The following is a 26075-nucleotide window of genomic DNA, read 5'->3' as shown; positions in this document are numbered from 1 at the left end:
CAGTTGCTGACGCTCGGGATCGACGATCCTACTCCCGTTGATCACCGAGAACTTTTACCGCTCCCTCGGGAGCGGTCTTTTTTTGACCTCGTAGCCGACGAAAGCTTGCGATTCAGCCCGCACGCCAATTGAGTTGCGCTACCCCATCAGACGAGGCCATGGCCATGCCGAGTATCCGTAGCCATCTGCTCAAGATGCTTCTCAAGCGAGAGATTCGTAAAACCTCCCACCGCCCCTTTTCGCAATGCCGCACACTCATGGATCGCCAGGTCAGGCTGTTCAAGAACGCCAGCGGTGTATCTCAGAGCCCCGAGAGCGTCGGAGGGCGTGATGCGCAGTGGCTGATCCCTGAACGAGCTGCTTTGGATGCCGCCGTGCTGTATCTGCACGGCGGTGCGTATGTCTCGGGCTCCATAAGCTCGCACAGGGCTCTGGCGAGCCACATTGCCAAGGCGAGTCAGGTTCGCGTGCTTCTTCTCGACTACCGACTGGCCCCCGAACATCCCTTCCCTGCCGCGCTGGACGATGCCGTCACTGCCTTCGAATGGATGCAGAGCGAGCTGGGGCTGCAACCGAACCGTATCGTCATCGCTGGAGATTCGGCTGGGGGTGGGTTATCGCTGGCGACAGCGCTACGCATCCGGAACAGCGGCCGTCCCCTTCCCCGGGCCCTGGTGGCGTTATGCCCCTGGACCGATTTGACATGCAGCGGGGAGTCGTACCAAACGCTAAGGCACAGGGATCCCTTTTTCCCGACAGCAGATCGCCTGCAACAGGCTGCCCTGGAATATGCGGACCAGACCCCGCTGAACCATCCGCAGGTCTCGCCCCGGTTCGCGGACCTGCGTTGGCTTCCGGAAATCTACATTCAAGTAGGGGCTGACGAAGTACTGCTGAGCGACTCGGTAGATCTCGCCAATCAAGCGACCAAGGCCGGAGTCAAAGTCAGGATCGAAGAGTGGCCGGGCATGTGGCATGTCTGGCAGGCGTTCTGCGACTGGATGCCGGAGTCCCGGGACGCCATAAGCCGGATTGGTAACTTCATAAACGATGCTCTTACCCGCGACGCCTCATAGATGAGTAGCGGATAACGACTCAGCAGATGTTGGCGTTTGCCGATTGCTCTGCCTCTTCCCTGAGGAAATTGACAAAGGCTCTGAGCGGCGATGGCATATGCCGGCGGTCGTTGTAATACAGATAAGGGCCATTGAAGGCTTGCCACCAATCCTGCAGAACCGGCGCCAGTTCCCCCCGGTCGAGCAGTGGCCTGAGGTATTCCTCGAAGGTGTAGATGATTCCCACCCCTCCGACTGCCGAGCCTACTTCTAGATCCTGAGACGAAGTGAGCAACGGGCCTTGAGGCGGCACGCGGACTATTGCACCGTCCTTCTCGAACTCCCATACACCGAGTTTTCCGCTCTCGAACCGATGGCCAATCATCCGGTGATTCAGCAGGTCGCGCGGGTGACGCGGCTCACCGTGCTTTCGCAGGTATGAGGGCGCGGCGGCGGCCACGAAACGCTGGCGGCGCGGGCCGATTGGCACGGCGATCATGTCTTTGGCCAGGCTTTCCTCGTACCGCACTCCAGCGTCGAAGCCGGCAGCGATGACGTCGATGAAGGTATTGTCCATGGCTACCTCAACATTGATGCCCGGATGGCGCTGCAGGAATGTTGGGATCAATCGGGGCAAAACGAAGCGGGCGACGGGTACCGGCACGTTGAGGCGTAGAGTTCCTACCGGTTGGAGCACGTCGTCCAGGTCGCCCAACGCTGCGCCTATCTCCTCCAGGGCGGGGCGTAGCCTTTCCAGCAGTCGAGCGCCCACCTCTGTGGGGAAGACGCTGCGCGTAGTGCGGTTGAGCAGGCGAACGCCCAGATCGCGCTCGAGGCGGCGCACGCAATCGCTAATCGAGGAGGCAGACATACCACGCTGCTGAGCAGCTACACGAAACCCTCCGGCATCCACAACTGCTGCGAACAACGCGACATCGGTCAAGTTAGGCTGGCGCATGGTTTTATCCTTCAGCAAGGGCCCGATTGTACGACCAGCCGTACGCGGCATCCATGTTTACACGGCTTATCCTGACTAATCCTCCAGAGAACAATGCCTCCTGTAAACGCACTGCACCGAAGCGGTGTGTCACAACAGGAGGATCGAAGCATGAGCAATACCCTACAGATGAGCGCTGTCGGAACTGTCAAACCGGCATGGCGCAGAGGGCTTGCAGCTATAGGCTTGGCGGTGAGCTGTGTACTGGAGATGGGCAGCGCGGTTGCCCAAGGCCAGCCCAAACCGGATTGGAGCCTCGTCGATATGCCTTCGCAGAGCGGGCGTATTTTCTTGGTTACCGGAGGCACCAGCGGGATGGGTTTCGAAGACGCCAAGGCATTGGCTGCGGCTGGCGCCCAGGTGGTAATCGCTGCGCGTAATGCGCAGCGCGGCAAGGAGGCGATTGCTCGGATCAAGCAGGAGGTCGCCGATGCTCGAGTGGAATTCGAGGCTGTGGATCTAGCCGACTTGGTGTCGGTTCAAGATTTGGGTAAGCGCCTCAACTCGCGCCTACCGCGCCTGGATGGACTCATCAACAACGCGGCGATCATGGCCCCGCCGCAGCGAGGCACTTCGGCTCAAGGTTTCGAGCTGCAATTGGCCACCAACTATCTCGGGCATTTTGCTCTGACTGCACACGTGCTTCCGTTGCTGCGCAAAAGCGATTCACCGCGCGTCGTCACGTTGGCGAGCATCGCTGCAGCACGAGGTCGCATCAACTTCGACGATCTGCAGTCGGAGCAGGCCTACGACCCCTACTCTGCCTACGCCCAGTCCAAGTTGGCCGGGCTTATGTTCGCCTTCGAACTGCATCGTCGCAGCACCGCGCACGGCTGGGGTGTTCAGAGCATCGCCGCACATCCTGGAGTGGCCGTCACCGAGTTGATCGCTCGAGGGCCAGGCTTGGACAGCGAGTTCGGCCGTAACTGGGCCAAGGATCGTGAGCGATACCACTCCGCTGCCCAAGGTGCATTGCCGACGCTATACGCTGCCACCGCTCACGAGGCGCAGGCGGGCGCCTACTACGGGCCTGTAGGCAAGGATGAAAAGCGCGGGCCGCTTGGGCTGGCCAGGGTTCCCGCTGCAGCGAAGGATGCCGAAGCGGCTGCGCGCTTGTGGTCGACCACCGAGCAACTGACCAACGTCAGTTTCCGCTGAACTCATCGGAGCGTCGATCATGCTTTCAGCAAACCTGGTGCGGCGCCTCGGCGCCGCCATCAATGCCGAGCACCGTGAGATCAAGCCCGCCTTCACGGGGTTCTTCCTGTTCTTCTGCCTTTTCTGTGGCTACTTCATGCTGAGGCCGATTCGCGAGTCGATGGGCATCATGGCTGGGATAGAGAATCTGCAGTGGCTGTTCACCGCCACCTTCGTCGTCATGCTGATAGCCGTTCCGCTGTTCGCCTGGCTTAGCTCGCGGGTGCCACGCCTGCACTTCATCGATTGGGTCTACGGCTTCTTTTGCCTCAACCTGCTGGTCTTCTCCGGACTGTTTCAACTCAGTAGCGATAGCGTCTGGTTGGCGCGCGTGTTCTACGTCTGGATTTCGGTCTACAACCTGTTCGTGGTCTCCGTGGCCTGGAGCCTGATGGCCGATGTGTTCGACGGTCAGCAGGCCAAGCGGCTGTTCGCGTTCATTGCTGCCGGAGCAAGCGTCGGTGGTTTGGTCGGTCCAGCGTTGGCCTCGTTATTGGTCGGCGTGACGGGTCCGGCCGGCTTGGTTCTACTGGCAGCTGTGTTGCTAGGCGTCGCCCTGGCACTCAAAACCCCACTTATGCGCTGGCGGGAAATCGACGGGGCGGGTAGGCCAGGTGCAGTCAAGCCTGAGAGCTCCCACCGACCGGTAGCCGGCAATCCGCTCAGCGGCCTGACGCGGGTGATCCAGTCTCCCTATCTGCTCGCTGTCGCAGGCTTCGTCGTGCTGCTGGCCGCGGTGACCACCCTGCTGTACTTCGAGCAGGCGAGGCTAGTCGCGGAGCGCTTTCCCGATCGCGAGTCACAGATCAGGGTCTTTGGCGTCATCGATGTCATCGTTCAGGCCGGCGCCCTGTTGTCACAGCTGTTCATCACGGGACGTATCGCCAAGAAAATGGGCGTGCGCATGCTGTTGGCGATCATGCCGATACTGGTCTGCCTTGGTTTCATCTGTCTCGCCCTAGCACCGACCTTTGCAGTGCTTGCCGCGCTGATGGTTGTTCGTCGCATCGGTGAGTACGCGTTCATCCGGCCGGGTAGGGAGATGCTTTTTGCGCCGTTGGATGCCGAGAGCAAGTACAAGGCCAAGAACTTCATTGATACCGTGGTGTATCGCGCGGGTGACGCGCTCAGCGGTTGGCTGAAGAGTGGACTGGACACGCTGGGTCAAGGCGCGATGCTGGTCGCACTGACCGGGGCAGTGTGTGCGTTGGTCTGGGGTGGGCTGGGCTGGTATTTAGGCAAGCAGGCGGACGAATTTAGCCGACGTACTGAACCGGAGAGAAAGTTGGACATGCAACTGAGCTCTTGAGATGCACCCTCTCGGCCGACTGGACTCGCTACAGCAGCTGCTCGGCGGCGGCTAAATCTGTGTGTTTGAGGCGCCGCGAGCGTATTTCTTCTGCAGGATCATCGACGCTTCGTTGTAGGCCGTCTGGAAGGTGTCGCCACCGACCCATTTCACGGCCGTGTCTTCGTCTTCATCGTGGAAGATTCCGCGATAGGTGATCAGCAGGCCCATCATGAAGTCGATGGCGGCGTCCTCCCCCTCCTCCGCGATCACCAGTTCCAGCACCGGGTACTGCAGGAACACCAGACACATCGCCAGTAGGCTGATGCCTTCGCCGACTTTCATCGCCTGGAACAGGTCGTCGAAGTGCGCCGGGTCGAAACCGTTTTCCTCGATGTCCTTGAAGTCGAAGGTGCTCAGGTCGATTTCGACATCATCGAAGGGCTCGTTGACCAGCGGATTGGCCAGCAGCGGATGTATGACATTGGGCTTGGCTTTGCCCGAACGATTCTGCTTGGCCTTGGCTTTGGCCCGCTGGGCACGTTTCTGTTGTTTGTCCAAAGAGGCCATGGAGGCGAGTTCCTTGTTGGATGTAGCCATGCTCATGGCCCAGGAGGTTCGGGCACAGATTGTATTCAGTCTTGGCCAGGGCCGCCGGCCAGGAGGTCGATTTTTCGCGATCTGACGCCTATAGCCGACGAAACACCAGTAGCGTTGCGGTGTTGCGCTGGCAGATGACGTCGTCCTGGTTGATCGCGAGATTCTCCATGATGACGATGCCGCGATCCGGCTTGGATTTCGACGGGATTATGTCCTTCACCGTCGAGACGACATGCAGGGTATCTCCAGGCCTGACCACGCTCAGCCACTCGACATTGCAGCCCGCACCGATGATGCCGGTGGCCAAGGGAACACTCTCCGCAAACAGCCGCATGACGACAGCCGAGGTGTGCCAGCCACTGGCCGCGAGCCCGTTGAAGAAGGATTGCTGGGCTGCGACCGGATCGATATGAAACGGCTGTGGGTCGAATTCGCTGGCGAAGGCAACCACCCGCTCGGCACTCATCTCGTAGCGCCGGCTGGTGAAGGTGTCGCCTATGGAAAGGTCTTCCAGATAAAGCTTCTGTTGCGCTTGGGTAAGGGTCACAGCGTTTGCCCGCGTTGGAGTTGAGTCGGGATACGCTACCCCATTTGCTCAAGGTTGGCCGCTTCCCCAAAACTGCCCAACCCGGTCGATGTCGTTGCCCTGGCTTCGCTGCCTCGCCCCCCGATTACTACCCGCCTCAGCCGCGGACCGCGTCCAGGAAGTCCTGATAGTGCCGAGCGGTTTCGGCCGGGCGTTCGAGCATGGGCACGTGGCCGCAGTTCTGCATGATCACCACGCTGGGCTGTTTCAGCAGCGGCTTCATCACCTCGATGCTCGATACGTCCAGCACCCGATCCTGATCGCCCCACAGCAGCAAGGTCGGTACCTGGATCTTGGGCAGCTCCGGCTCCAGTGGCACGTAGTGTTCACGCAGCTGGGCGAACACTTGGTCGTAGTGCGCGCGGTTGGCCATCGACTGCTCGGCGAAGTGCCGCTTCAAGGGGCCGGGGATGCTTGGCGGAGTGGCGAAGACGAACTGCATCAGCACATCGAAGTCTTGCGGCTCCCGCACGATCAGCGGGTTGGGCTCGCCACGCTGCACGCGCAGGTACATCTCGCTCTTGGTCGGGGTGGTCACGCCGGCATTGTTCAGCAGCGCCAGGCTGAGCACCTGGTCGCCATGACGCGCGCTATACAGCGCGGCGATGTGGCCGCCCATGGAATTGCCGATCAGGTGCAGTTTGCCCAGGCCCAGGGTCTGGATCACGGCGTGCAGGCGCTCGACCTGGCTGGCGACGTCATAGCTGACATCCGGCTTGCTGCTCTGGCCGAAGCCCGGCAGGTCCAGGGCGATAACGTGGTAGCGCTCGGTGAACTGGCGCGAGAAGCGCAGCCAGGTGTCGCGGTTGCCGCCGAAGCCATGCAGCATCAGGAGGGTTTCGCCATCGGCCGGGCCGCCCTCGTAGTAGCGAATGGTGAACTCGCCAACCTGGATTTCCTGGGGCGAGAGCCCGGCCAGGCGCCGCTCGACCAGTTGCGTGGTGGCAAGCAGGGCCGAAGGGAAGAAGTACAAGCAGGCGGCGGCGCCTAGCAACAGCACCACGATGGCCGAGATCAGTTTTTTCATGGCGACTCCCCGCGCCTCGTTGCTGGAATGACCGCTCATGCGATGGCGCCGGGAAGCGGCCAAAGCGAGACGGTATCTAGCAATGTTCGGGACTTGGGAGTGGCGGCGCTATCGCTCTTCGGGGTGATCTCGCGGCGAGCTACAGAGCGATGGTGGCGCTAGCCATGCCCGCTTCGGGGGAAGCGGGCCTTGTACGGCGGCGACTAGATGAAGGTTTGCTTGGCTACGCCACGAGGCAGTCGATTGCGACCCGGCAGCTGTTGCAGACGCTGCTGCCATTCGGCGCGCGCCGACAGTCGGGGGGTGGGCTTGGCAGCCTCGGCAGCGGCTGCCTTCTCCGCCTTCGCGGCGGCTCTCAGCTCCGCCAGACTCGGCGCCTTGCGTACGGGCGCGGTCGCCATCTTTTCCACGGAGCGAAGGCAGAGCTTGCATGAAACCTGGGCGACATCCTGGCTGCTATTGAGGCCAGACCCGGTGCGTCCGCACGCAACACTTTCCTGGGACGCGAAGTAATGAATGACCAACGTGTTGTCTCCTGCATTTTCGGGCGCGGGATTCTACACAGTCACTCCGCAGAGTCGACACAATTTTGCGGCGAGAACCACTGGCGGTCAGCCGAGGGAGCGAAACGACTCGCCAGCCGTATTCAGGAACCAGGTGATCGCCGCCGCAGCGGCAAGCGCCGCGACCAGCAGGCCGACAAGCAGCCACTGCACCACCTTGCGCCACACCGAGGGTTTGCGCCTCGGCACCAGAGCCTCTCTGGCCAGCCGCATCTCCTCGGCACAGCGCGAACAGGGCGCGTTGTGCTGGAAGGTGAGGAATCCGCATCGATCACACTTTCTCATGCTGCTGACTCAGGATCGCAGGGCGCGCGCAAGCGCTCAGTATTTGTGGACGATGCCCAGCCGGCCCATGATCTCCAGCGCATTGACCAGCCCCAGGCCATTCATGGGCAGGCAGGCGAAGGCCTGGCTCTCGTCGAAGTGGGTGCCGATGGCCAGCAGCTTCAGATCATGGGCGTCCAGCTGCGCGTTGAAATACTGCAGCACCGCCCGCCCCCAGTCGTCGGCACGGCTGACAGTGGCGACGGTCGTGTCGTCAGGCGCCGCGATGGCAATGCCCAGCTGTCGTAGCGGCGCGAGGGCATTGACGGCATCGACGCCGTGGGACGACCACTCCTTCCATTCGAACTCGGCCAGCTGGTCGGCCCCGGCCAGCGCCGATTCGAGCTGCCTCCAGGCCCAATCCCACTGCGTCGACGGCGCCGGGAGGTTATCCGCGAGTTGCTGCGCGCGGGGCTCGTCGAACAGGCAGTAGAACAGCTCGGCCAGGGTGTCGCTCACATCGAGCTGCGGCCCCTGCTCCTGGTTGTCCAGGTCGCGGCTCATGCGCTGCCACATGTCACCCAGCTCGCCCCAGTCCTCCTCGTCCATGGCGTCGTCGATGACCTTGGCCTTGTCGCCGCGCCGGTAGTTGTCCAGTCGCGTCTTGCGCACGCGTATGCCGCCCTCGGCGAGGTCGACCTCGTAGCTGCGGTAATCCAGATAATTGGTCTGGAAAACGATGCGGTCAGGAAACACCTCGTGGGCGAGCTCTTCCTCGGAGTCGAAGTACGCGGCCCCCTCGAATTCGCCATGGGCGCTGGTGATGCGTTGGAACGACTGGAGATCGATTGGATTCATTGGGGGGCTGATCGCATGAAGGAAGCGGAATCTGCTAGATATGCTGCCAGCCACCCTCGACATCGCGCTGCCGACCAATGCTCAAACCCATGGCGCCGTGCGCACGACGCGGCATTCGGGCTGGCCGGTGTCACCCGCAAATACTTGAACACCCGCCCCGCTCTCCCCTCAAAACAGAGGTATCCAGCCTCTATGGAGAGCCGAGCCCATGACCAGTCACGCAACGCCCGACGGTAAAGCCGAACAGACGCCCACCACTCATGAACCGCCCAAGAAGGAAGAGCAGCCGGACGAGGACATCACGGGGGAACAGCCGCGCAGCCGATCCAACGAAGGCGACCCGCAGAACGCCCCCGAGTGATGCGCATGCCCTCGGCTCAGCCGTGGGCCTGCGCCCTCAGCATCTCGTGGCGCATTTCCTCCTCGATCTCGACCACCGCGTGGGCGCGCATCGCCACGCCCAGGTTCTTCTGGTCGGTATCGATGGGGAACTGCTCCAGCAGGTATCGCTCCAGCTCGGCTTGCGCGGCATTTCTCTTGTCGCGCAACGCATCCAGCGTGCAGCTCGTCTGTTGCTCCATGACACTCGCCTTCATGCCAACCTCCCGATTCGCGCCTGCAGATGTGCTCCAGAGTTTTGAGCCCTGGGAGTCGCATCCATTGCAGCTAAATGCAGGCAGCTCGTCCGGGAGCCGACGGTTCTGCCATCACATGCCGCTCAACGACGCGCGCCTTCAGCCGGCTGCGCCGTTGCCTGCCCGGCGTGCCGGGCGGACTCCAGCAACTGGCGAATGATGCGTTCCTGCTCGGCGTAGCCGCCCTCGCCCCAATGCAGATGGCGGATTCGTCCATCGGCATCGATGAAGTAGTGCGCCGGCCAGTACTGGTTGTTGAAGGCGCTCCAGATCCGGTACTGGTTGTCGATCGCCACCGGGTGCTGCACGCCCAGCCGCACCACCGCGTCGCGCACGTTCTCGACGATGCGCTCGTAGGGGTACTCGGGGGTGTGCACGCCGATCACCACCAGGCCCTGGTCGGCATAGCGCCGGGCCCACTGGTTCACGTACGGCAGGCTGTTGCGGCAGTTGATGCAGTCGTAGGTCCAGAAATCCACCAGCACCACCTTGCCGCGCAGGGCTTGCAGATCCAGCGCCGGACCGTTGAGCCACTGGGTGGCCCCGTCCAGCGAGGGTGCCGGCCCCAGGTCGGGCAGCTGTTCGCTATCGGCGGCGCGGGCATCGCCGACCAGCTGCGTCAGCAGCAGGGGCACGCCGCCGAGCACCTTGCGTTCCAGCGCGGACAGCAGGCTCGACGAGCCGGCGCCGGCCAGTTGGCTACTCATCCCGCTGGCGATGCCGATGACCGCCAGCAACGCCACGCCGCCCATGCCACGTCGCAGCCACTCGATCAGGCGTAGCGAGGGGCGTAGCCGCTGCACCACACCACGGCCCAGGAAGATCACCAGCGCCAGCGCCACGGCGCTGCCGAGCCCGTAGCTGAACAGCAGCAGGCTGCTGGCGACAGCGGGCCCGCCGAGCATGGCACCCGAGAGGATCAGGCCGAGTATCGGCCCCGCACAGGGCGCCCACAGCAGCCCGCTGGCGAGCCCGAGCAACCAGGCGGAAAGCCCTGCAGGCAGGCGCCGGGCCTCGCCGTGCAAATGATCGCCCAACCATAGCAATGGGCGCGACAGCCAGTTGCCAAAGCGAGTGGAGAGCAACGCCAGCGCGGACAACGCCAAGGCGGCGAGTGCCATATAGCGACCCCAGACGCTGGCCGTGATGGCCCAGTCCGCAGACACCGCCGCCAGGCTGGCCAGCAGGGCGAAGCCGGAAGCCAGGCCGAGCAGGGTCAGCCAGATCGATGCGGCCGAGCCACCGACTCTGGACAGCAACAGCGGCAGCACGGGCAAAATGCAGGGGCTGAGAATGGTCAGCACCCCACCGAGGAAGGCAATGAGCAGCATGGGTCACCTCGCGGTGCGCGAAAGGTCATGCCCGGCGCCGCCGGGCGAGTCGGGGGCAGCGATCAGTTGTCGTACTCGCAGGCCTTGGCATGCTTGAGGTAGGCCAGGCTGCGCTCGCGGCCCTGGGAATCCAGGTAATCCATGCGCGCCTCCACCACCTGGCACAGGGTCGAAGGCGCTTCGTGCAGCTGCAGGACTTTCTGCACGTCCAGCTGCATGCCGTAGTGGTAGCGCTCGACGGGGATGCTCTCGGCGGCCTGAACAGCGAAGCTGCCGAAGGGAAGGACGCAGGCCAGGACGAGGGCGGCGCGGGTGATGGCTTTCATGAGAGTCTCCTGAGGATCATGGGGATGGCGATGGATCACATCTGCCGGGCGCCCATTGCACGTTCAGGAGGTATCGCCAATGTGTCGGGCACGGCGAGCGATTGCCGCGCCAGGTATCACCCCGAAGCCTGGATACACTGCAATACAAAGGGTGGCGGGCAAGCGCCGCCGAGGTCGATAGACTAGCCACCGTCACTGCAACGAGAGACCGCCATGGACCATGTCGATCACATCCTGATCGTCGACGACGACCGGGAAATCCGCGAGCTGGTGGGCAACTACCTGAAGAAGAACGGCCTGCGCGTGAGCCTGGCGGCCGATGGCCGGCAGATGCGTGCCTTCCTCGAGGGCAACGCGGTGGACCTGATCGTGCTCGACATCATGATGCCCGGCGACGACGGCCTGAAGCTGTGCCGCGAGCTGCGCGTGGGCAAACACAAGGCCACGCCGATACTGATGCTCACAGCGCGCAACGAAGAGACCGACCGCATCGTCGGCCTGGAGATGGGCGCCGACGACTACCTGACCAAGCCCTTCTCCGCCCGCGAGCTGCTGGCGCGGATCAACGCCGTACTGCGCCGCACGCGCATGCTGCCGCCGAACCTGCAGATCAGCGAGAGCAGCCGGCTGATCGGCTTCGGCCAGTGGCGCCTGGACACCAGCGCGCGCCACCTGCTGGACGCGGCCGACACGGTCATCGCCCTGAGCGGAGCCGAATACCGCCTGCTGCGGGTGTTCCTCGATCATCCGCAGCGGGTGCTGAGCCGCGAGCAGTTGCTCAACCTGACCCAGGGCCGCGAGGCGGACGTGTTCGACCGCTCCATCGACCTGCTGGTCAGCCGCCTGCGCCAGCGCCTGCTGGACGATGCCCGCGAGCCGGCCTACATCAAGACGGTGCGCAGCGAGGGCTACGTGTTCTCGCTGCCCGTGCAGCTGATCGAGCCGGGCCTGTGAACGCCCTGCTGCGCTGGCCGCGCACCCTGGCCGCACGCCTGAGTCTGATCTTCCTGGTCGGCCTGTTGCTGGCCTACGGCATGTCGTTCAGCTCGCAGTTCTACGAGCGCTACCAGACCGGCCGCGAGCTGATGCTCGACAACCTGCAGATGGACCTGAGCACCACGGTGATGCTAGTCGACCGCCTGCCCGCCGCCGAGCGCGCCAGCTGGCTGCCGCTGCTGGAGCGGCGCAACTACCGCTACCGGCTCGACCAGGGCCTGCCCGGCGTGCCGATGGACATGAACGACGCACCCATGGCGGTGCCCGCCATCGAGCGGGCCATCGGTGCCCATTTCCCCCTGCGCTTCGAGACCATCGAGGGGCCGCGCCCGCATTTCCAGGTACATATCCGCCTCAGCGACGGCAACCCGCTGGTGCTGGACGTCACACCCGGCACCATCCCCATGGCCGACTGGCTGCCGCTGATGCTGCTGGTGCAGTTGCTGGTACTGCTGCTCTGCACCTGGCTCGCGGTGCGCATGGCGATCCGCCCGCTGACCCGCCTGGCCAGCGCGGTGGACCATCTCGACCCGGACAGCCCGGCGCCACCGCTGGACGAACGCGGGCCGAAGGAAGTGGCCTACGCCGCCCGCGCCTTCAACGCCCTGCAGGGCCGCATCGCTGCCTACCTGAAGGAGCGCATGCAGCTGCTGGCGGCCATCTCCCACGACCTGCAGACGCCGATCACGCGCATGAAGCTGCGCGTCGAACAGATGGACGACTCGCCGGAGCGCGAGCGCCTGTGGAGCGATCTCAACGAGATGCAGCACCTGGTGCGCGAAGGTGTGGCCTACGCGCGCAGCATGGACGGCAGCCGCGAGGCGCTGTGCCGGGTCGACCTGGACGCCTTCCTCGACAGCCTGGTGCTCGACTACCAGGACAGCGGCCAGGCGGTGAGCCTGGACGGCCGCAGCGGCGCCTTGGTGGAGACCCGTCCGCATGCCCTGCGCCGGGTGCTGAGCAACCTGATCGACAATGCCCTCAAGTTCGCCGGCAGCGCCGAGCTGCGGGTGGAGCGCGACGAACATGGCGTGCGCCTGCAGATACTGGACAACGGCCCCGGCATCGCCGAGGCGGAACTGGAGGAAGTGTTCAAGCCGTTCTACCGGGTGGAAAGCTCGCGCAACCGCAGCACCGGCGGCACCGGCCTGGGCCTGGCCATCGCCCTGCAACTGAGCCAGGCCCTGGGCGCACGCCTGACCCTGAGCAACCGCGACAGTGGCGGCCTATGCGCCCAACTGGAGCTGACTGTAACAAGCTGAACCGGCGATACACGGCGATACACGAAGGCCCCAGGCGGACACATCCGATACAAACCGGTTGGCGAGCATGGCAGGGACAGCGCGGTGGCATCCCGCCGACCGCGCACCACCCCGGAGCCCAACCCATGAACCCTTCCACCGCCCCTGCCAGCCTGCACGGCTGGCGCCTGTTCGGCCTGCTCGCGCTGCTCGTCCTGGTCGCCACCGCACTGTCCCTGGCCTGGCAGCCACAACTGGTTGAGGCGCTGCGCAGCGCCATCCGCGTCACCGCCCGCACCTCCTTCGCCCTGTTCCTGCTGGCCTTCCTCGCCTCGTCGCTGGCTATCCTGGTGCCCAGCCCGACCAGCCGCGCGCTGCTGCGCGAACGGCGCTTCTTCGGCCTGGCCTTCGCCTTCTCCCACCTGATCCACGGCGTACTGATCCTGACCTACGCCAAGCTGTTCCCCGAGGTGTTCTGGAACGGCCGCTCGGTGGCCGCCAATATTCCCGGCTCGGTGGGCTACCTGTTCATCCTGCTGCTCAGCCTCACTTCCTTCCCCTGGGCGATGAAGGCCCTCGGTGGCCGCGGCTGGAAACTTCTGCACGGCACCGGCACCTGGGTACTGGCGGCGATCTTCTGCCTGTCGTTCTACAAGCGCATCCCGATGAGCCCCTGGTACGTGCTGGGCTTCGCCCTGATGTTCTCCGCCATCGTGCTCAAGCTCGTCGCCAAGCTGGCCCAGCGCGTGCGCCGCAACACCCAGCCGGCCCGCACGCCGCTCGCCACCGCCCGCTGATTCGAGGTCGCCATGCATAATTTCGCACTCGCTCCGCTGAAGAACGTCTTCGCCCAACTCGACCGCCTCGGTGCCTGGAGCGCCGACCTGCCGCTGCGCCTGTTCCTCGCCTGGGAATTCTTCGAGGCCGGCCTGGAGAAATGGAACGGGCCGAACTGGTTCGCCCAGCTGCAGTTCCCCTTCCCGTTCCACCTGCTGCCGGCCGAGGTGAACTGGCAGCTGTCGATGTGGATCGAGCTGATCGCGCCCCTGCTCCTGCTGCTCGGCCTGGGCACTCGCCTGGCGTCGGCCACCCTGATCGCCCTAACCGTCGTGGCCATCGCCGCCGTGCACTGGCCGGCGCACTGGTCGAGCCTGGCGGAGCTGGCCCTGGGCTACTCGATCAGCGACCACGGCCATGGCAACTACAAGCTGCCGCTGATCTACCTGGTCGCCCTGCTGCCGCTGCTGCTCAAGGGCGCCGGGCGCCTTAGCCTGGACGCGCTGTTGCGGCGCGAGGCCTGATCCGCGCAACAAAAAAGCCCGCGCACCTCATGGGGTGCGCGGGCTTTTTCATGACCGGCGTTCAGACGGCGATGCGAGTACCGAGCACCACGCCCTGGGCGCGCAGGCTCTGCAGCAGCGCCAGCCCGGCCGGCACAATTTCCTCCGGCGCCACGCCGATGGCCTCGGCCAGCAATGCCAGGTGCTCGCGGCCGCTGACATCATGCGTCTGCAGCGACAGCAGCAGCGCATGGGCCAGCGGCGCCAGTCGCGAGAAATGCACGCGCTGGTCCGCCCGGCGCTGGGCCAGGATCAGGGTCGGCTGCGCCGGCGCCTGCTGCGGCAGATGCCCAGGGCCGATCTCCGCCACCGGCCAGCGATAGGCCAGCGGCCAGGCCAGGGGCGACAGCACGGGCACGCCGTCGAGCAGATCGCCGTGGGGCTCATTGGCCGGCTCGTCCGCGGCGCTGAGCAGCAGCACGCTCTCCACCCGCTCGTAGTGGGCCAGCTCGGCCAGCCACTCCGGTACATCCGGAGCCTCGCCCGCCTCCAGGTAGTCGACGAACTCGCCGGCCAGCTCGGTGAACAGCGGCGTGCGGCAGCGGTAGTCGGCGTAGAAGGCCTGCACCAGCGCCTGCCAGCGAGCGCTGCCCAGGCTCGCCCGCGCCACCGGAAAGGCCCCGGCCAGCAGCGACTCGAGATTGCCGAAGAACAGCTGCCGATAGACCGCCAGGCGCCGCGCCTCGATGCCCGGTGGCGGCGCATGGCGCTGCGGGTCGCGCACATGGCGGGCCATGCGCAGCAGTTGCTCGTGCAGGGCCTCAGCCATGGCGCACCTCCGGCAGCCGGGCGGCACGCTGGTAGCCGCGAATCTGCTCGACCTCGGTCAGCAGCTCGGCCAGTGGCGGGAAGTTGAAGTCCCGCTCCAGCAGCGTCGGCACCTCGCCGAAGCGCGCGTAGGCCTGTTCAAGTAGCGTCCAAACGTCGCCCTTCACGGCGGCTCCGTGGGTGTCGATCTTCAGGTCCGGGGCCTCGTCGTAATGCCCGGCCACGTGCAGGCAGACCACCCGCGCGGCGGGAATCGCCGCCAGGTAGCTCGCCGCGTCGTAACCATGGTTGATGGCGTTGACGAACAGGTTGTTGACGTCCAGCAGCAGGTCGCAGTCGGCCTCGTCCAGTACCGCGAGAAGGAACTCGATCTCGCTCAGCGCCTGGTAGGGCGCCGCGTAGTAGGAGATGTTTTCCACAGCGATGCGCCGGCCGAAGACGTCCTGGGCCTGGCGGATGCGCGCGGCCACGTGGTGCACGGCCTCGTCGGTGAACGGCAGCGGCAGCAGGTCGTACAGCTGGCCGTCGTCCGAGCAGTAGCTCAGGTGCTCGCTGTACAGCGGCACCCGATGGCGTTCGAGAAAACTGCGGGTGCGCGTCAGCAGGTCGAGGTCCAGCGGCGCCGGGCCGCCGAGGGACAGCGACAGGCCGTGGCAGGTCAGCGGGATGCGCTCGGCCAGTGCCGCCAGGCCATCGCCATGGGCGCCACCGACGCCGATCCAGTTGTCCGGCGCGCATTCGAGAAAATCCACGCTGCCGGGCGCCATCGCCAGCAGTTCGGGAAGCAGGGCACGGCGCAGGCCGAGGCCGGCGCCGTGCACGGGAGCAAGAGCGGTCATGAGGCTTCTCCAGATGGACGAACGCCCTCCCGGTCGGCGACAGGGAGGGCGTGGTGACAGGGGCGGATCAGTCCTTGGCCTGGCTCATCTTGGTGAACAGCTCGGTCGGCACCGGCTTGCCATTGCTGGTGTACTGGTTGCTGCGGAACTTGTAGACCTCGGCCTCGGACAGGTAGCCGTCGGCGTTGCTGTCCATGGCCTTGAACTCGCCGCTGCCATTCGGCGCCACGGTCAGCAGCTCCTTGAGGGAGACGCGGCCGTCGTCGTCGGTGTCGGTGCGGGCGAAGGAGGCGTCGCCGCACTTGCCCTCACCGCATTTGCCTTCGGACTGGGTGGCCTTGGCCTCACCGCCACACTTGCCCTCGCCGCATTTGCCCTCCCCACACTTGCCCTCCCCGGCCTTGTCGGCGGCGGCCAGTTGGTAGCCCTGGGGCAGTTGTTCGACGGCGAAGGCGGTGGAAGCCAGGTTCATGCCGCCGGCCAGGGCGACAGCGAGCAGGCCGATGCGGGTCTTGTTGGAAACGGGGGTACGGGACATGGAAGTTCTCCGATGCTGGGCGCGATGGCGCGCGGATATGCCACACAGGGCGATTGGCCGGTAGAGGCCGCGTGTGCGGGTCTCTTTCGGGTGTCGCCATTTGGCTCCGCGCTTGTATCTGGCACGTATCGGAGAGGCGCTCGCTTTGTATGTCAGCCGCGCCCAGGGCGCGGCAGATACAGAGTGATACGCAGGGTTGGGTTCAGGCGTCAGCCGCCCACTGGCGCTGCTGCTCCATGATGAAGTCGACGAAGGCACGCAGGCGCAACGGCATGTGCCGGCCCTGGGGATACAGCAGGGTGAAGGGCCGCGAGCGCCCGGCGAACGGCTGCAGCACCTCGACCAGCGAACCCTCGGCCAGCTCCCGTTCAACGATGAAGCGGTAGGTTTGGAACAGACCCGCGCCATGCTTGGCCAGGGTCACGCCGCCCAGCACATCGTCCGAGCAGACATAGCCACCCTCGGTAAGGATCTCCCGCTCCTGGCCGTCCTGGTTGAACAGCCAGGTGATGCGCCGCCCGCTGCTGGGCAGCTCGAACTGGATGCAGTCGTGCCGCGCCAGATCCTCCAGAGTCTGCGGCACGCCCTCGCGCGCCAGATACTCGGGCGTGGCGACCACCACCAGGCGAGCATCCTCCAGCGGCCGGGCGATCAGGGTCGAGTCCGGCTGCGCACGCACGCGGATGGCCAGGTCGTAACCCTCACCGACGAAGTCGATATTGCGGTTACCCAGGTGCACGTCGACCTGAACCTTCGGAAAGCGCCGACGGAACTCCGGCAGCAGCGGCAGGATACGGTGATGGCCATAGGTGGTCGGCAGGCTGATGCGCAGGGTGCCCGAAGGCTCCTGCTGCTGACCGCTCACCGCGCGCTCGGCCTCCACCAGTTGGGTCAGCGCCTGGCGGCACTGCTGGTAGTAGCCGCGGCCGCCCTCGGTCAGGCGAATGCTGCGCGTGGTACGCACGAACAGCCGGGAACCCAGGCGCTCCTCCAGGCGACCGATCGAGCGACTGACCGCCGCCGGCGTCACCCCGGCCGCCAGGCCCGCCGCGGTGAAGCTGCCCAGTTCCGCCGCCAGGCAGAACAGCTCGATGCTGCCGAGCAGGATGTCGTCGAATTGGCGCTGCATGATTAATTACACCATGTATCAACTGAAGTTCTCTAAGCCATATTTATCCGCATATCGCGCAAAAATATAGTCCTCCCAACGGCGCCACTCGGTGCCTCCTCATCGGGAGAAGCGACATGAGCAACAACAGAACCGTGGTGATCACCGGCGCCTCCAGCGGCATCGGCTTCGGCTTGGCCAAGGCGTTTCTCGCCAGCGGCTTCAACGTGGTCGGCAACGCCCGCTCCGCCGAGCGTCTGGACGAAGCCAGGGCGCAACTGGACAACCCCGCCTTTATCGGCGTGGCCGGCGACATCGCCAAGCCGGACACCGCGCGCCGCTTGATCCAGGCCGGCATTGAGGCCTTCGGCCAGGTCGACGTGCTGGTCAACAACGCCGGCTTCTTCCTGCCCAAGCCCTTTATCGAATACAGCCCGGACGACATCGACGGCCTGCTGGAGACCAACCTCAAGGGCGTGGTCTACGCCTCCCAGGCCGCCGCCGCGCACATGATCGAGCGGCGTCAGGGCCACATCATCAACATCACCGCGGCCGTGGCGCTGCAGGCCAACATCAGCGTACCGGCGGCATTGCCGGTGCTGATCAAGGGCGGCCTGAACCAGGTCACCCGCGCCCTGGCGCTGGAACTGTCGCCGCACAATATCCAGGTCAATGCGGTCGCCCCCGGCATCATCGAGACGCCGATGCACGACCCGGCCAGCTACGGTTTCCTTAACGGCCTGCAGCCGGCTGGACGTATGGGCCGGGTCAGCGAGATCGCCGACGCCGTGCTGTACCTGGCCAACGCCAACTTCACCACGGGCGTGGTGCTGCCGGTCGACGGCGGCATGAGCGCCGGCAAGTGGTAACAGGCTGATCGACCACCACTCTCACCCACACAGGAGCCGCAACATGCCCTTCGTCAGCGTCCGCATCACCCGCGACGGCGTCACCCGCGAGCAGAAAGCCCAGGTCATCAAGGAGATCACCGAGACCCTGCAGCGCGTGCTCAACAAGCAGCCCGAGCTCACCCATATCGTGATCGAGGAAGTCGACACCGATAACTGGGGCTACGCCGGTATCACCACCACCGAGTACCGCAGCAAGTTGCCCAAGGGCTGAAGCCGGCCCATGAAAAAAGCCCCCGGTCTTGCGACCGGGGGCTTTCTTTCACCTCCTCTCAGCGTCTGTTGGCCAGGCGCTGCACCGTGCTCACCAGCAGATCGACCTCATCCAGCGTGTTGTAGAACGCCAGCGACGGCCGCACCGTGGCCTCCACGCCGAAGCGGCGCAGGATCGGCTGCGCGCAGTGGTGGCCGGAACGCACGGCGATGCCCTCGCGGTTCAGCGCCGCGCCGACTTCCTCGGTGCGGTAGCCGTCGAGCACGAAGGACAGCACGCTGGCCTTGTGGGCCGCGGTGCCGATCAGGCGGATGCCCGGAATGGGCGCCAGCCCACGGGTGGCGTACTGCAGCAGGTCGTGCTCGTAGCGCTGGATGTTCTCCAGGCCCAGGCGCTCGACATAGTCCAGCGCCGCGCCCAGACCCACCGCATCGGCGATGTTGCCGGTGCCGGCCTCGAAGCGCGCCGGGGCCGGCTGGTACACCGTCTTGTCGAAGGTCACGTCGGCGATCATGTTGCCGCCGCCCTGCCAGGGCGGCAGCTGCTCCAGCAGATCGCGCTTGCCGTAAACCACGCCGATGCCGGTGGGGCCGAAGATCTTGTGCCCGGAGAACACGAAGAAGTCGGCGTCCAGCGCCTGCACGTTGACCCGCAGATGCGAGACCGACTGGGCGCCGTCCACCAGCACCCGCGCGCCCACCGCGTGGGCTAGGCCGATGATCTCGGCCACCGGGGTCACCGTGCCCAGGGCATTGGAGACCTGGGTGACGGCCACCAGCTTGGTGCGCGGGCAGAGCAGCTTGGCGTACTCCTCGAGGATGATCTGCCCCGTGTCGTCCACCGGGATCACCCGGATCTTCGCGCCTACCTCGGCGGCCAGCTGTTGCCAGGGCACGATGTTGGCGTGGTGCTCCAGCTGGGAGACGATGATCTCGTCGCCGGCGCCGATGAACTTGCGGCCGAAGGTGTTGGCCACCAGGTTGATCGCCTCGGTCGCCCCGCGCACGAAGATGATATCCTCCTCCGAACGCGCCCCAAGAAAGCGCCGCACCTTGCTCCGTGCGCCCTCGTAGGCGTCGGTGGCGCGTGCCGCCAGCTCATGCGCGGCGCGGTGGATGTTGGAGTTCTCGTGCTCGTAGAAGTAGCTGATGCGCTCGATCACCTGGCGCGGCTTCTGCGTGGTGGCGGCGTTGTCGAACCACACCAGCGGCTTGCCGTTGACCCGCTCCTGCAGGATCGGGAAGTCGCGGCGCACCGCGTTGACGTCGAAGCTGCCGCTGGCCTGCGGTTGCCCACCATGTTGCGGGGCCTTCTCCAGCCGTGGCGCACCGCCCTGGTCGAGGAAGTAGAACTGCCCACTGCCGCTTGCCGGTTGACTGCGTGCGGCCGGTGCCGGCTCGGCGAGGATCGACTGGAGGATCTGCCCCAGCTCGTCGCCACCCGGCAGCCCGTGGCTGCGTGCGGACACCCGATCCTCCCCCGCCGGTGCGGCCGCCGGTGGCGTGTGGTCGGCGAAGTAGTAGGCGGACGGCGCAGGCGCCCCGCCACCACCCGGCGACTGCACGATGGAGGCTCCCGGATAGACCTGCGGAATCGCCGCCGTGTAGGCCTGCGGCGAGCCGAGGTCGAGACCGTCCGCGGTACCCGCCGGCGACGTGGCCGCCAGCGGCGCCTCGTGAGCGCTCAGGTTCGGCACCTGCGCGCGCGGCTCCTCGCCCGGTTTGGCCGAGAACAGCTCGTTGGCCAGCCGCGCCAGGCTGCCGAGATCCGGCAACCCGGCCTGGGGCTCACTTGTAGGTATCTGGATAGTCATGGTACTTGCCGACCTCCACGTCATCGAGCACGGCCAGGGCATCCTCGGTCAGCACCGCCAGCGAGCAGTACAGCGAGATCAGGTAGGAAGCGATCGCGTTGCGGTTGATGCCCATGAAGCGCACGGACAGGCCCGGGCTCTGCTCGCCGGCCACGCCCGGCTGGTAGAGGCCGATCACGCCCTGGCGCTTGTCGCCCACACGCAGCAACAGGATCTTGGTCTTGCCGTTCTCGTCGAACGGCACCTTGTCCGACGGGATCAGCGGCAGGCCGCGCCAGGTGAGGAACTGCGCACCGAACAGGCTGACGGTGGGCGGCGGTACGCCACGGCGGGTGCACTCGCGGCCGAAGGCGGTGATGGCCAGCGGATGGGCGAGGAAGAACGCCGGCTCCTTCCACACCTTGGAGATCAGCTCGTCGAGGTCGTCCGGGGTCGGCGCGCCGGTCAGGGTGGAGATGCGCTGGGTGGGGTCGACGCTGGCCAGCAGGCCGTACTCGGGATTGTTGATCAGCTCGTTTTCCTGGCGCTCCTTGATCGTCTCGATGGTCAGGCGCAGCTGCTCGCGAATCTGGTCGTGCGGGCTGCTGTAGAGGTCGGAGACGCGGGTGTGCACGTCGAGGATGGTGGTCACCGCGTTGAGGAAGTACTCGCGCGGCGCCTCCTCGTAGTCGACGAAGGTCTGCGGCAGCACCGCCTCGTCGCGCTGGGAACAGGCGACCTGGACGTTGAGCGGGTTCTTCACCTTGTTCAGGCGGAAGATGCCCGCCTCCACGGGCGTCCACTGCAGCAGGTGGACCAGCCAGCGCGGGCTGATGGTGGAGAGTTGCGGTACGGTCTTGGTGGCGTTCGCCAGCTGCCGGGCGGCGCTGTCGCCGAGGGCCAGGCGTACATCCTGATTGTCAGACATGATTCACTCCAAATGTCATTTTTATTCCGCGCACGGCCCAGCCGGCCGCCGCGATGGCAGCCGTGAAAAATCGTCGCGTAGGGTTGGCCGCAGGGCCGCCGTGGTTTACCCGGCGGTGCCTGCCTGGTGTTGCAAGCTCGCCTGGGTAACGTTGCTGCCGGGTGGCACGCTGCGCGTCAGCCAGACGTTCCCACCGATGGTGGAACCTTTGCCGATGGTGATGCGGCCGAGGATGGTGGCCCCGGCATAGATCACCACATCATCTTCGACTAGCGGATGGCGGGCCTGGCCCTTGTGCAGCTGGCCCGTCTCGTCGGCGGTGAAGCGCTTGGCGCCGAGGGTCACCGCCTGATAGATGCGCACCCGGTTGCCGATCACCGCCGTCTCGCCGATCACCACGCCGGTGCCGTGGTCGATGAAGAAGCTGTGGCCGATCTGCGCGCCGGGGTGGATGTCGATGCCGGTGGCGGAATGGGCGATCTCCGCGCCGATGCGCGCCAGCAGCGACAGGCCGGCGCGATACAGGTGATGGGCCAGGCGGTGGTGGATGACGGCGAGGATGCCGGGATAGCACAGCAGCACCTCGTCCACGCTGCGCGCGGCCGGGTCGCCGGCATAGGCGGCGATCACGTCGCTGTCGAGCAGGCGGCGCAGGCCGGGCAGCGCGGCGGCAAAGTCGCGCACTATCTGCACCGCGTCGGCGTCGCTGCCCTCCTCCGGCTCGCCGCGCTGGCGGGCGGCGTGGCGCAGCTCCAGGCGCACCTGGCCGAGCAGGCTGTTCAGCGCACTGTCCAGGGTGTGGCCGACGTAGAAGTCCTCGCTCTCCTGGCGCAGGTCGCTGGGGCCGAGGCGCATGGGGAACAGTGCGCCGCAGAGGTCGGCGAAGATCACCTCCAGGGCCTGGCGCGACGGTAGCTCGCGGCTGCCCAGCTCGCGGGCGCGGCCGGTGCTGCTGCGCCATTCGGCGCGGGCCGCGCGCAGTTGTTCGACGATCTGATCGAGCTGCCAGTTGACCGGGCGCGCCACGGCCTCGGCCGGAGTCTGGGTCAGGTCATGGATATCGGCGGAAAGCTTGTTGGACATACGGATTCCTTGCCGGTCGCCATGGCGACCCGCCCGTGAGTCTGAGGGAATTGTCTGGGTTCAGTCCTGCAACCAGGGCAGGCCCCAGTGGCGCCAGCCGCCGGAGTCGCCGCGCTGCTGCTGGGTGTCGAGGTCGCCCTCGAAGCCCTCCAGCACGTTGAACACCTGGCTGAAACCGGCCTCGGTGGCGGCCTGGGCGGCGGCGGCCGAGCGCTTGCCGCTGCGGCACAACAGCACCAGCACGGCGTCGCGGCCGGCGCGGCTCTCCAGCTCGCGCAGGAAGCGCGGGTTCTTGATCATCGCCGGGCCGGTCTGCCAGGCCACATGGGCGCTGCCGGCCACGCGGCCGACGTACTTGAGCTCCTCGGCGGTGCGCACGTCCACCAGGGTCACGGCGCCGGCCTCGACCAGGGCCCAGGCCTCCGGCGGGTACAGGCTGCCGGCGTATGCGTTGCCCTGCTCCACACCACGGGCACGGGCGCGGGCCAGCAGCTCCTCGCTGGAGACTTCCAGCACGCTGCGCAGGTCATTGGGACGATGGGTATCGGGGGTGAGTGCAACGGCCGGCATGAGCGAGTCCTCTAGTTGGCTAGTCGGGGCTGGCAGAAGGTCTGCACCGCCGCGTTGAGGGCTACTCTATGCCTCGGCTCATATAACAAAAAAAGAATTAATTATTTTATTTGTCAAACTTAAAGGAATATCAAATAGCCATGCTTGTGGCCATGTGCCAGACGCCGAGCCCGGCTACCGAGGCTGGCGTCGACCAGTCTCAGGCACGCTTGCTGCGCGGGGCCGTATTGAGCGCCACTGCGGCGCGCACCAGCGCCTGCAGGGCCGCCTCGTCGGGGAAGTCACCCTGATGGATGTCTATGGCGCGCCGGGTGTTGCCTTCGAGGCTGGCGTTGAACAGGCCGCTGGGGTCGTCCAGCGCCGCGCCCTTGGCGAAGGTCAGCTTCACCGCGCTCTTGTAGGTCTCGCCGGTGCAGATGATGCCGGCGTGGGACCACACAGGCACGCCCCGCCACTTCAGTTCCTCGACCGCCTCAGGGTCGGCCTGCCTGATCAGCGCACGGACCCGGGCCAGCGTCTCGCCGCGCCAGTCGCCCAGTTCCTGGATCTTCACATCGATCAGCCGCGAGGCTTCCTGCGCGCTGGTCGGTTCCGTGGTCATGCTGGTCGTCCTCTTCCTGATGGTGGTCGCTGGCCGCAACCAGTATCGCCAACCCCTGGCATTCCTCCAGGGGAAAATCGGCGACGGTTGCGGCTTTGCGACAGCTTCGACCAACCGTGGGCGCGCAGGTGCCGAACCGGCTGGCGCCTCAGGCCACCGGAATCGACGGATCGGCCGCCGCCAGCGCCACCGCGCGATCCGCCGCCGGTGGGTAGATCCACTGGCTGTTGATCTGCGTCTTCAGCGTCTTGGCCTCGGCGCCGACCAGCTTCTGCACGCGATCCCAGCCCTCGGTGTACACCGCGCCCCAGGCACCCAGGTCCAGACAGGTGACGTACTTGGGCTGGCTGTAGATGCGTGGCGCCACGCCGATCAGCTCGGCCGCCGCGTTGTTGCCGGCATAGCGGCCCAGCGGGATGGCGTGCTGGCAGGACATCACGCTGAAGTTGCCCAGCTCGTCGGTGGCGGCGCGCGCGGTATCGCCGGCGGCGAACACGTCCTGCAGGCCGGCGACCTTGAGGAAACCGTCCACCTGCAGGCGGCCAGTAGCATCACGCGGCGCACCCAGCTGCTCGGTGAGGCCGCTGGCGCGGAAGCCGACGGTCCAGATCACCGTGCCGGCGTCGATGCGCTGGCCGTCGTCGAGTACCACCCCGCCGGCGTCCACCGCGGCCACCGACACGCCCAGGCGCCATTCGATGCCCAGCTCGCGGGAGGCCTCGAGAATCGCCGGGCGAATGCCATCGCCGAGGGTCGCGCCGACCTGGGCGCCACGGTCGATGACGATCACCCGCACATCGGTGTCCTCACCGAGGATGGCGCGCAGCCGCGAGGGCAGCTCGGTGGCGGTCTCGATGCCGGTGAAGCCGCCGCCGGCCACCACCACGGTATTGCGCGCGGCAGACTGCGGCTGCTCGGCAAGGCCGAACAGGTGCTGCTCCAGGCGCGCGGCCTGCTCGATCTGGTCGACATCGAAGGCATGCTCGACCAGCCCCGGTACCGGCGGGCGGAACAGCTGGCTGCCGGAGGCGAGGATCAGGCGGTCGTAGCCCAGCGCGGCCTCGCCACCCTCGGCATTGCGATAGGTCACCCGGCGCCCGGCGGTGTCGATGTTCAGCGCCAGGCCCTGGACGAAGCGCACGCCGGTCGCGGCGAACAGCTCCTGCAGCGGAGCGCGCATACTGTGCACGTCGGGCTCGTAGAAGCGAGGGCGGATGCGCAGCTCGGCCTGGGGCGCGAGCAGGGTCACGCGCACGTCGCTGCGGCCGTGCTGGTCGAGCAGGCGCACGGCGCTCAGCGCGCTCCACATGCCGGCGAAACCGGCCCCGATGATCAGAATATGTTGTTCCATGATGACTCCCGGCTGTGCCCGCTTCGTTTGATCGAGCCATGCTAGGAGCGAACGAATTTCCCGCCCATGACAGATAACCCTGAATTTATGCCAGCCCAGCCACGCCGCGTTCTGTTCATCGCTTACCCACGGGTGGGCCTGCTCGACCTGACCGGCCCGCAGACGGTGTTCTGGGCCGCCAGCAAGGCCCTGCAGGAACGCGACCGGCCGGGCTACGAGCGGATCACCGTCAGCCTGCAAGGCGGCCTGGTGCAGACCGCCGAGGGCCTGACCGTGGATACCCAGCGCCTGGCCGATTTCCCGGTGAATAACGTGGACACCCTGGTGGTGCCGGGCTCGCCGGAGATCGAGGGAGTGGTGGCCGAATCCGCCGAGCTGATCGGCTGGATCGCCGAGCACGCCGGCCAGGTGCGGCGCACCGCGTCGGTGTGCAGCGGCACCTTCCTGCTGGCCGAGGCCGGCCTGCTGCACGGCAAGCGCGCGGCCACCCACTGGGCCATGTGCGCCCGGCTGGGCGCGCGCTTCCCCTCCATCGAGGTGGATAACGACGCGATCTTCGTCCAGCAGGACAAGGTGTGGACCTCCGCCGGGGTCAGCGCCGGCATCGACCTGGCCCTGGCCTTGGTGGAGGCCGATTGCGGCCGTGACGTGGCGATGCAGGTGGCGCGCGAGCTGGTGGTGTTCCTCAAACGCTCGGGCGGCCAGGCGCAGTTCAGCGAGCTGCTGCTGGCGCAGAGCCAGGACACGGCGATCTTCGACGAGCTGCACGGTTGGCTGGCCGACAACCTCGCCGCGCCGAACCTGGGTGTGGAGGTACTGGCCGAGCATTGCCACATGAGCCCGCGCAACTTCTCCCGGCTGTACAAGCAGAAGACCGGGCGCTCGCCGGCCAAGGCGGTGGAAATCTTCCGTCTGGAGGCGGCGCGGCGCCTGCTGGAGGACTCGGAGCGCAACATAGACCAGATCGCCCAGCAGTGCGGCTTCGGCGACGAGGAACGGATGCGCGCCACCTTCCAGCGCCACCTGGCGATCTCACCGCGCGACTATCGCAAGCGTTTCTCCGCTTGAGGA

Annotated in this window: 31 protein-coding genes; 11 read left to right on the top strand and 20 right to left on the bottom strand. The window is 66.0% G+C overall.

The genetic code is table 11. From position 1 onward, the window contains the following. Positions 1-164 precede the first annotated feature (164 nt). Complete coding sequence (locus tag OH686_RS22575) at positions 165-1076, top strand: alpha/beta hydrolase (protein ID WP_289535385.1); 912 nt, start codon at positions 165-167, stop codon at positions 1074-1076. A gap of 19 nt (positions 1077-1095) precedes the next feature. Here OH686_RS22575 and OH686_RS22570 read toward each other — a convergent pair whose 3' ends face one another. Continuing rightward, positions 1096-2013 (bottom strand): LysR family transcriptional regulator, encoded by a 918-nt coding sequence (locus OH686_RS22570; RefSeq protein ID WP_289535383.1) that lies wholly within the window; start codon positions 2011-2013, stop codon positions 1096-1098. A gap of 249 nt (positions 2014-2262) precedes the next feature. Here OH686_RS22570 and OH686_RS22565 point away from each other — a divergent pair, with 249 nt between their 5' ends. Both OH686_RS22565 and OH686_RS22560 read left to right on the top strand, forming a co-directional pair. Continuing rightward, positions 2263-3210, top strand: coding sequence for an SDR family oxidoreductase (locus OH686_RS22565; RefSeq protein ID WP_289539124.1), 948 nt, complete (start codon positions 2263-2265; stop codon positions 3208-3210). A gap of 19 nt (positions 3211-3229) precedes the next feature. After that, entirely contained in the window at positions 3230-4558 is a 1329-nt protein-coding gene (locus OH686_RS22560; protein ID WP_289535382.1) for an NTP/NDP exchange transporter, read from the top strand. Positions 4559-4609: 51 nt separating this feature from the next. Here the strand turns inward: OH686_RS22560 and OH686_RS22555 are convergent, their stop codons facing one another. The 6 genes from OH686_RS22555 to OH686_RS22530 all read right to left on the bottom strand — a co-directional run bounded on the left by OH686_RS22555 (position 4610) and on the right by OH686_RS22530 (position 8435). Further along, positions 4610-5107, bottom strand: a complete 498-nt coding sequence (locus OH686_RS22555; protein WP_289535380.1) for a hypothetical protein — start codon at positions 5105-5107, stop codon at positions 4610-4612. A gap of 118 nt (positions 5108-5225) precedes the next feature. After that, a complete protein-coding gene (locus OH686_RS22550; protein WP_289535378.1) occupies positions 5226-5684 on the bottom strand; it encodes a MaoC family dehydratase in 459 nt (152 codons plus the stop codon). Positions 5685-5820: 136 nt separating this feature from the next. Then, positions 5821-6750 (bottom strand): alpha/beta fold hydrolase, encoded by a 930-nt coding sequence (locus OH686_RS22545; RefSeq protein WP_289535376.1) that lies wholly within the window; start codon positions 6748-6750, stop codon positions 5821-5823. Between the two features lie 203 nt (positions 6751-6953). Next, complete coding sequence (locus tag OH686_RS22540) at positions 6954-7274, bottom strand: hypothetical protein (protein WP_289535374.1); 321 nt, start codon at positions 7272-7274, stop codon at positions 6954-6956. Positions 7275-7361: 87 nt separating this feature from the next. Then, positions 7362-7502: a hypothetical protein gene (locus OH686_RS22535; RefSeq protein ID WP_289535373.1), complete on the bottom strand. Its 141-nt coding sequence runs from the start codon at positions 7500-7502 to the stop codon at positions 7362-7364. 132 nt (positions 7503-7634) lie between these two features. Beyond that, positions 7635-8435, bottom strand: a complete 801-nt coding sequence (locus OH686_RS22530) for a DUF6630 family protein (RefSeq protein WP_289535372.1) — start codon at positions 8433-8435, stop codon at positions 7635-7637. Positions 8436-8643: 208 nt separating this feature from the next. Between OH686_RS22530 and OH686_RS22525 the strand changes: the two genes are divergently transcribed. Further along, positions 8644-8796, top strand: a complete 153-nt coding sequence (locus OH686_RS22525; RefSeq protein ID WP_289535370.1) for a hypothetical protein — start codon at positions 8644-8646, stop codon at positions 8794-8796. Positions 8797-8812: 16 nt separating this feature from the next. On the opposite strand, the gene OH686_RS22520 is transcribed toward OH686_RS22525, so the two are convergent. From OH686_RS22520 to OH686_RS22510, 3 genes are all read right to left on the bottom strand, one after another. Further along, positions 8813-9016, bottom strand: coding sequence for a hypothetical protein (locus OH686_RS22520; protein WP_289535368.1), 204 nt, complete (start codon positions 9014-9016; stop codon positions 8813-8815). A 137-nt stretch (positions 9017-9153) separates the two neighbouring features. Next, positions 9154-10401: a cytochrome c biogenesis protein DipZ gene (locus OH686_RS22515; protein ID WP_289535366.1), complete on the bottom strand. Its 1248-nt coding sequence runs from the start codon at positions 10399-10401 to the stop codon at positions 9154-9156. 62 nt (positions 10402-10463) lie between these two features. Beyond that, positions 10464-10727 carry a DUF2790 domain-containing protein gene (locus OH686_RS22510; RefSeq protein WP_137972051.1) on the bottom strand — a complete coding sequence of 88 codons (264 nt, stop codon included), beginning with the start codon at positions 10725-10727 and terminating at the stop codon, positions 10464-10466. A gap of 213 nt (positions 10728-10940) precedes the next feature. Between OH686_RS22510 and OH686_RS22505 the strand changes: the two genes are divergently transcribed. The 4 genes from OH686_RS22505 to OH686_RS22490 all read left to right on the top strand — a co-directional run bounded on the left by OH686_RS22505 (position 10941) and on the right by OH686_RS22490 (position 14265). Continuing rightward, positions 10941-11681 carry a response regulator gene (locus tag OH686_RS22505; protein WP_289535363.1) on the top strand — a complete coding sequence of 247 codons (741 nt, stop codon included), beginning with the start codon at positions 10941-10943 and terminating at the stop codon, positions 11679-11681. A gap of 8 nt (positions 11682-11689) precedes the next feature. Beyond that, positions 11690-12985, top strand: coding sequence for an ATP-binding protein (locus tag OH686_RS22500; RefSeq protein WP_289539122.1), 1296 nt, complete (start codon positions 11690-11692; stop codon positions 12983-12985). Between the two features lie 125 nt (positions 12986-13110). Continuing rightward, a complete protein-coding gene (locus tag OH686_RS22495) occupies positions 13111-13761 on the top strand; it encodes a ferric reductase-like transmembrane domain-containing protein (RefSeq protein ID WP_289535361.1) in 651 nt (216 codons plus the stop codon). A gap of 12 nt (positions 13762-13773) precedes the next feature. Then, the gene (locus tag OH686_RS22490) at positions 13774-14265 is read left to right on the top strand and encodes an HvfX family Cu-binding RiPP maturation protein (protein WP_289535358.1); all 492 of its coding nucleotides are present in this window, start codon (positions 13774-13776) and stop codon (positions 14263-14265) included. 61 nt (positions 14266-14326) lie between these two features. Here the strand turns inward: OH686_RS22490 and OH686_RS22485 are convergent, their stop codons facing one another. From OH686_RS22485 to OH686_RS22470, 4 genes are all read right to left on the bottom strand, one after another. Beyond that, the gene (locus tag OH686_RS22485; protein WP_289535356.1) at positions 14327-15073 is read right to left on the bottom strand and encodes an HvfC family RiPP maturation protein; all 747 of its coding nucleotides are present in this window, start codon (positions 15071-15073) and stop codon (positions 14327-14329) included. Beyond that, on the bottom strand, positions 15066-15911 hold the full coding sequence (locus tag OH686_RS22480) for an HvfB family MNIO-type RiPP peptide maturase (RefSeq protein WP_289535354.1): 846 nt from the start codon (positions 15909-15911) through the stop codon (positions 15066-15068). Before OH686_RS22480 ends, OH686_RS22485 begins: the two co-directional genes overlap by 8 nt. Positions 15912-15978: 67 nt before the next feature. Continuing rightward, the gene (locus tag OH686_RS22475) at positions 15979-16449 is read right to left on the bottom strand and encodes an HvfA family oxazolone/thioamide-modified RiPP metallophore (RefSeq protein ID WP_289535352.1); all 471 of its coding nucleotides are present in this window, start codon (positions 16447-16449) and stop codon (positions 15979-15981) included. Positions 16450-16651: 202 nt separating this feature from the next. Then, positions 16652-17578, bottom strand: a complete 927-nt coding sequence (locus OH686_RS22470; RefSeq protein ID WP_289535351.1) for a LysR family transcriptional regulator — start codon at positions 17576-17578, stop codon at positions 16652-16654. A 116-nt stretch (positions 17579-17694) separates the two neighbouring features. Between OH686_RS22470 and OH686_RS22465 the strand changes: the two genes are divergently transcribed. Together OH686_RS22465 and OH686_RS22460 are read left to right on the top strand one after the other, a co-directional pair. Then, positions 17695-18426, top strand: coding sequence for an SDR family NAD(P)-dependent oxidoreductase (locus OH686_RS22465; RefSeq protein WP_289535349.1), 732 nt, complete (start codon positions 17695-17697; stop codon positions 18424-18426). 43 nt (positions 18427-18469) lie between these two features. Then, positions 18470-18679: a tautomerase family protein gene (locus tag OH686_RS22460; RefSeq protein ID WP_137972042.1), complete on the top strand. Its 210-nt coding sequence runs from the start codon at positions 18470-18472 to the stop codon at positions 18677-18679. Between the two features lie 58 nt (positions 18680-18737). Here the strand turns inward: OH686_RS22460 and OH686_RS22455 are convergent, their stop codons facing one another. The 6 genes from OH686_RS22455 to OH686_RS22430 all read right to left on the bottom strand — a co-directional run bounded on the left by OH686_RS22455 (position 18738) and on the right by OH686_RS22430 (position 25004). Next, positions 18738-20492: a family 2A encapsulin nanocompartment cargo protein cysteine desulfurase gene (locus tag OH686_RS22455; RefSeq protein ID WP_289535348.1), complete on the bottom strand. Its 1755-nt coding sequence runs from the start codon at positions 20490-20492 to the stop codon at positions 18738-18740. After that, positions 20467-21399, bottom strand: a complete 933-nt coding sequence (locus tag OH686_RS22450; protein ID WP_137972038.1) for a family 2A encapsulin nanocompartment shell protein — start codon at positions 21397-21399, stop codon at positions 20467-20469. The genes OH686_RS22455 and OH686_RS22450 overlap by 26 nt, the downstream gene beginning before the upstream one ends. 105 nt (positions 21400-21504) lie before the next feature. Next, positions 21505-22482, bottom strand: coding sequence for a serine O-acetyltransferase EpsC (gene epsC / locus OH686_RS22445; protein ID WP_137972037.1), 978 nt, complete (start codon positions 22480-22482; stop codon positions 21505-21507). A 60-nt stretch (positions 22483-22542) separates the two neighbouring features. After that, positions 22543-23052, bottom strand: a complete 510-nt coding sequence (locus tag OH686_RS22440; RefSeq protein WP_289535346.1) for a rhodanese-like domain-containing protein — start codon at positions 23050-23052, stop codon at positions 22543-22545. 199 nt (positions 23053-23251) lie between these two features. Continuing rightward, positions 23252-23653, bottom strand: a complete 402-nt coding sequence (locus OH686_RS22435; protein ID WP_289535344.1) for a DUF1801 domain-containing protein — start codon at positions 23651-23653, stop codon at positions 23252-23254. Positions 23654-23801: 148 nt separating this feature from the next. After that, positions 23802-25004: an NAD(P)/FAD-dependent oxidoreductase gene (locus tag OH686_RS22430; RefSeq protein ID WP_289535343.1), complete on the bottom strand. Its 1203-nt coding sequence runs from the start codon at positions 25002-25004 to the stop codon at positions 23802-23804. A 66-nt stretch (positions 25005-25070) separates the two neighbouring features. On the opposite strand from OH686_RS22430, the gene OH686_RS22425 reads away from it, so the two are divergent. Further along, complete coding sequence (locus OH686_RS22425; protein ID WP_289535341.1) at positions 25071-26072, top strand: GlxA family transcriptional regulator; 1002 nt, start codon at positions 25071-25073, stop codon at positions 26070-26072. Positions 26073-26075 lie beyond the last annotated feature (3 nt).

The organism is Pseudomonas sp. SO81, from assembly GCF_030374125.1.
GTDB lineage: Bacteria > Pseudomonadota > Gammaproteobacteria > Pseudomonadales > Pseudomonadaceae > Aquipseudomonas.
The sequence above is the reverse complement of the archived record's forward strand: the minus strand, read 5'-3'. Positions and strand labels throughout refer to the sequence as shown.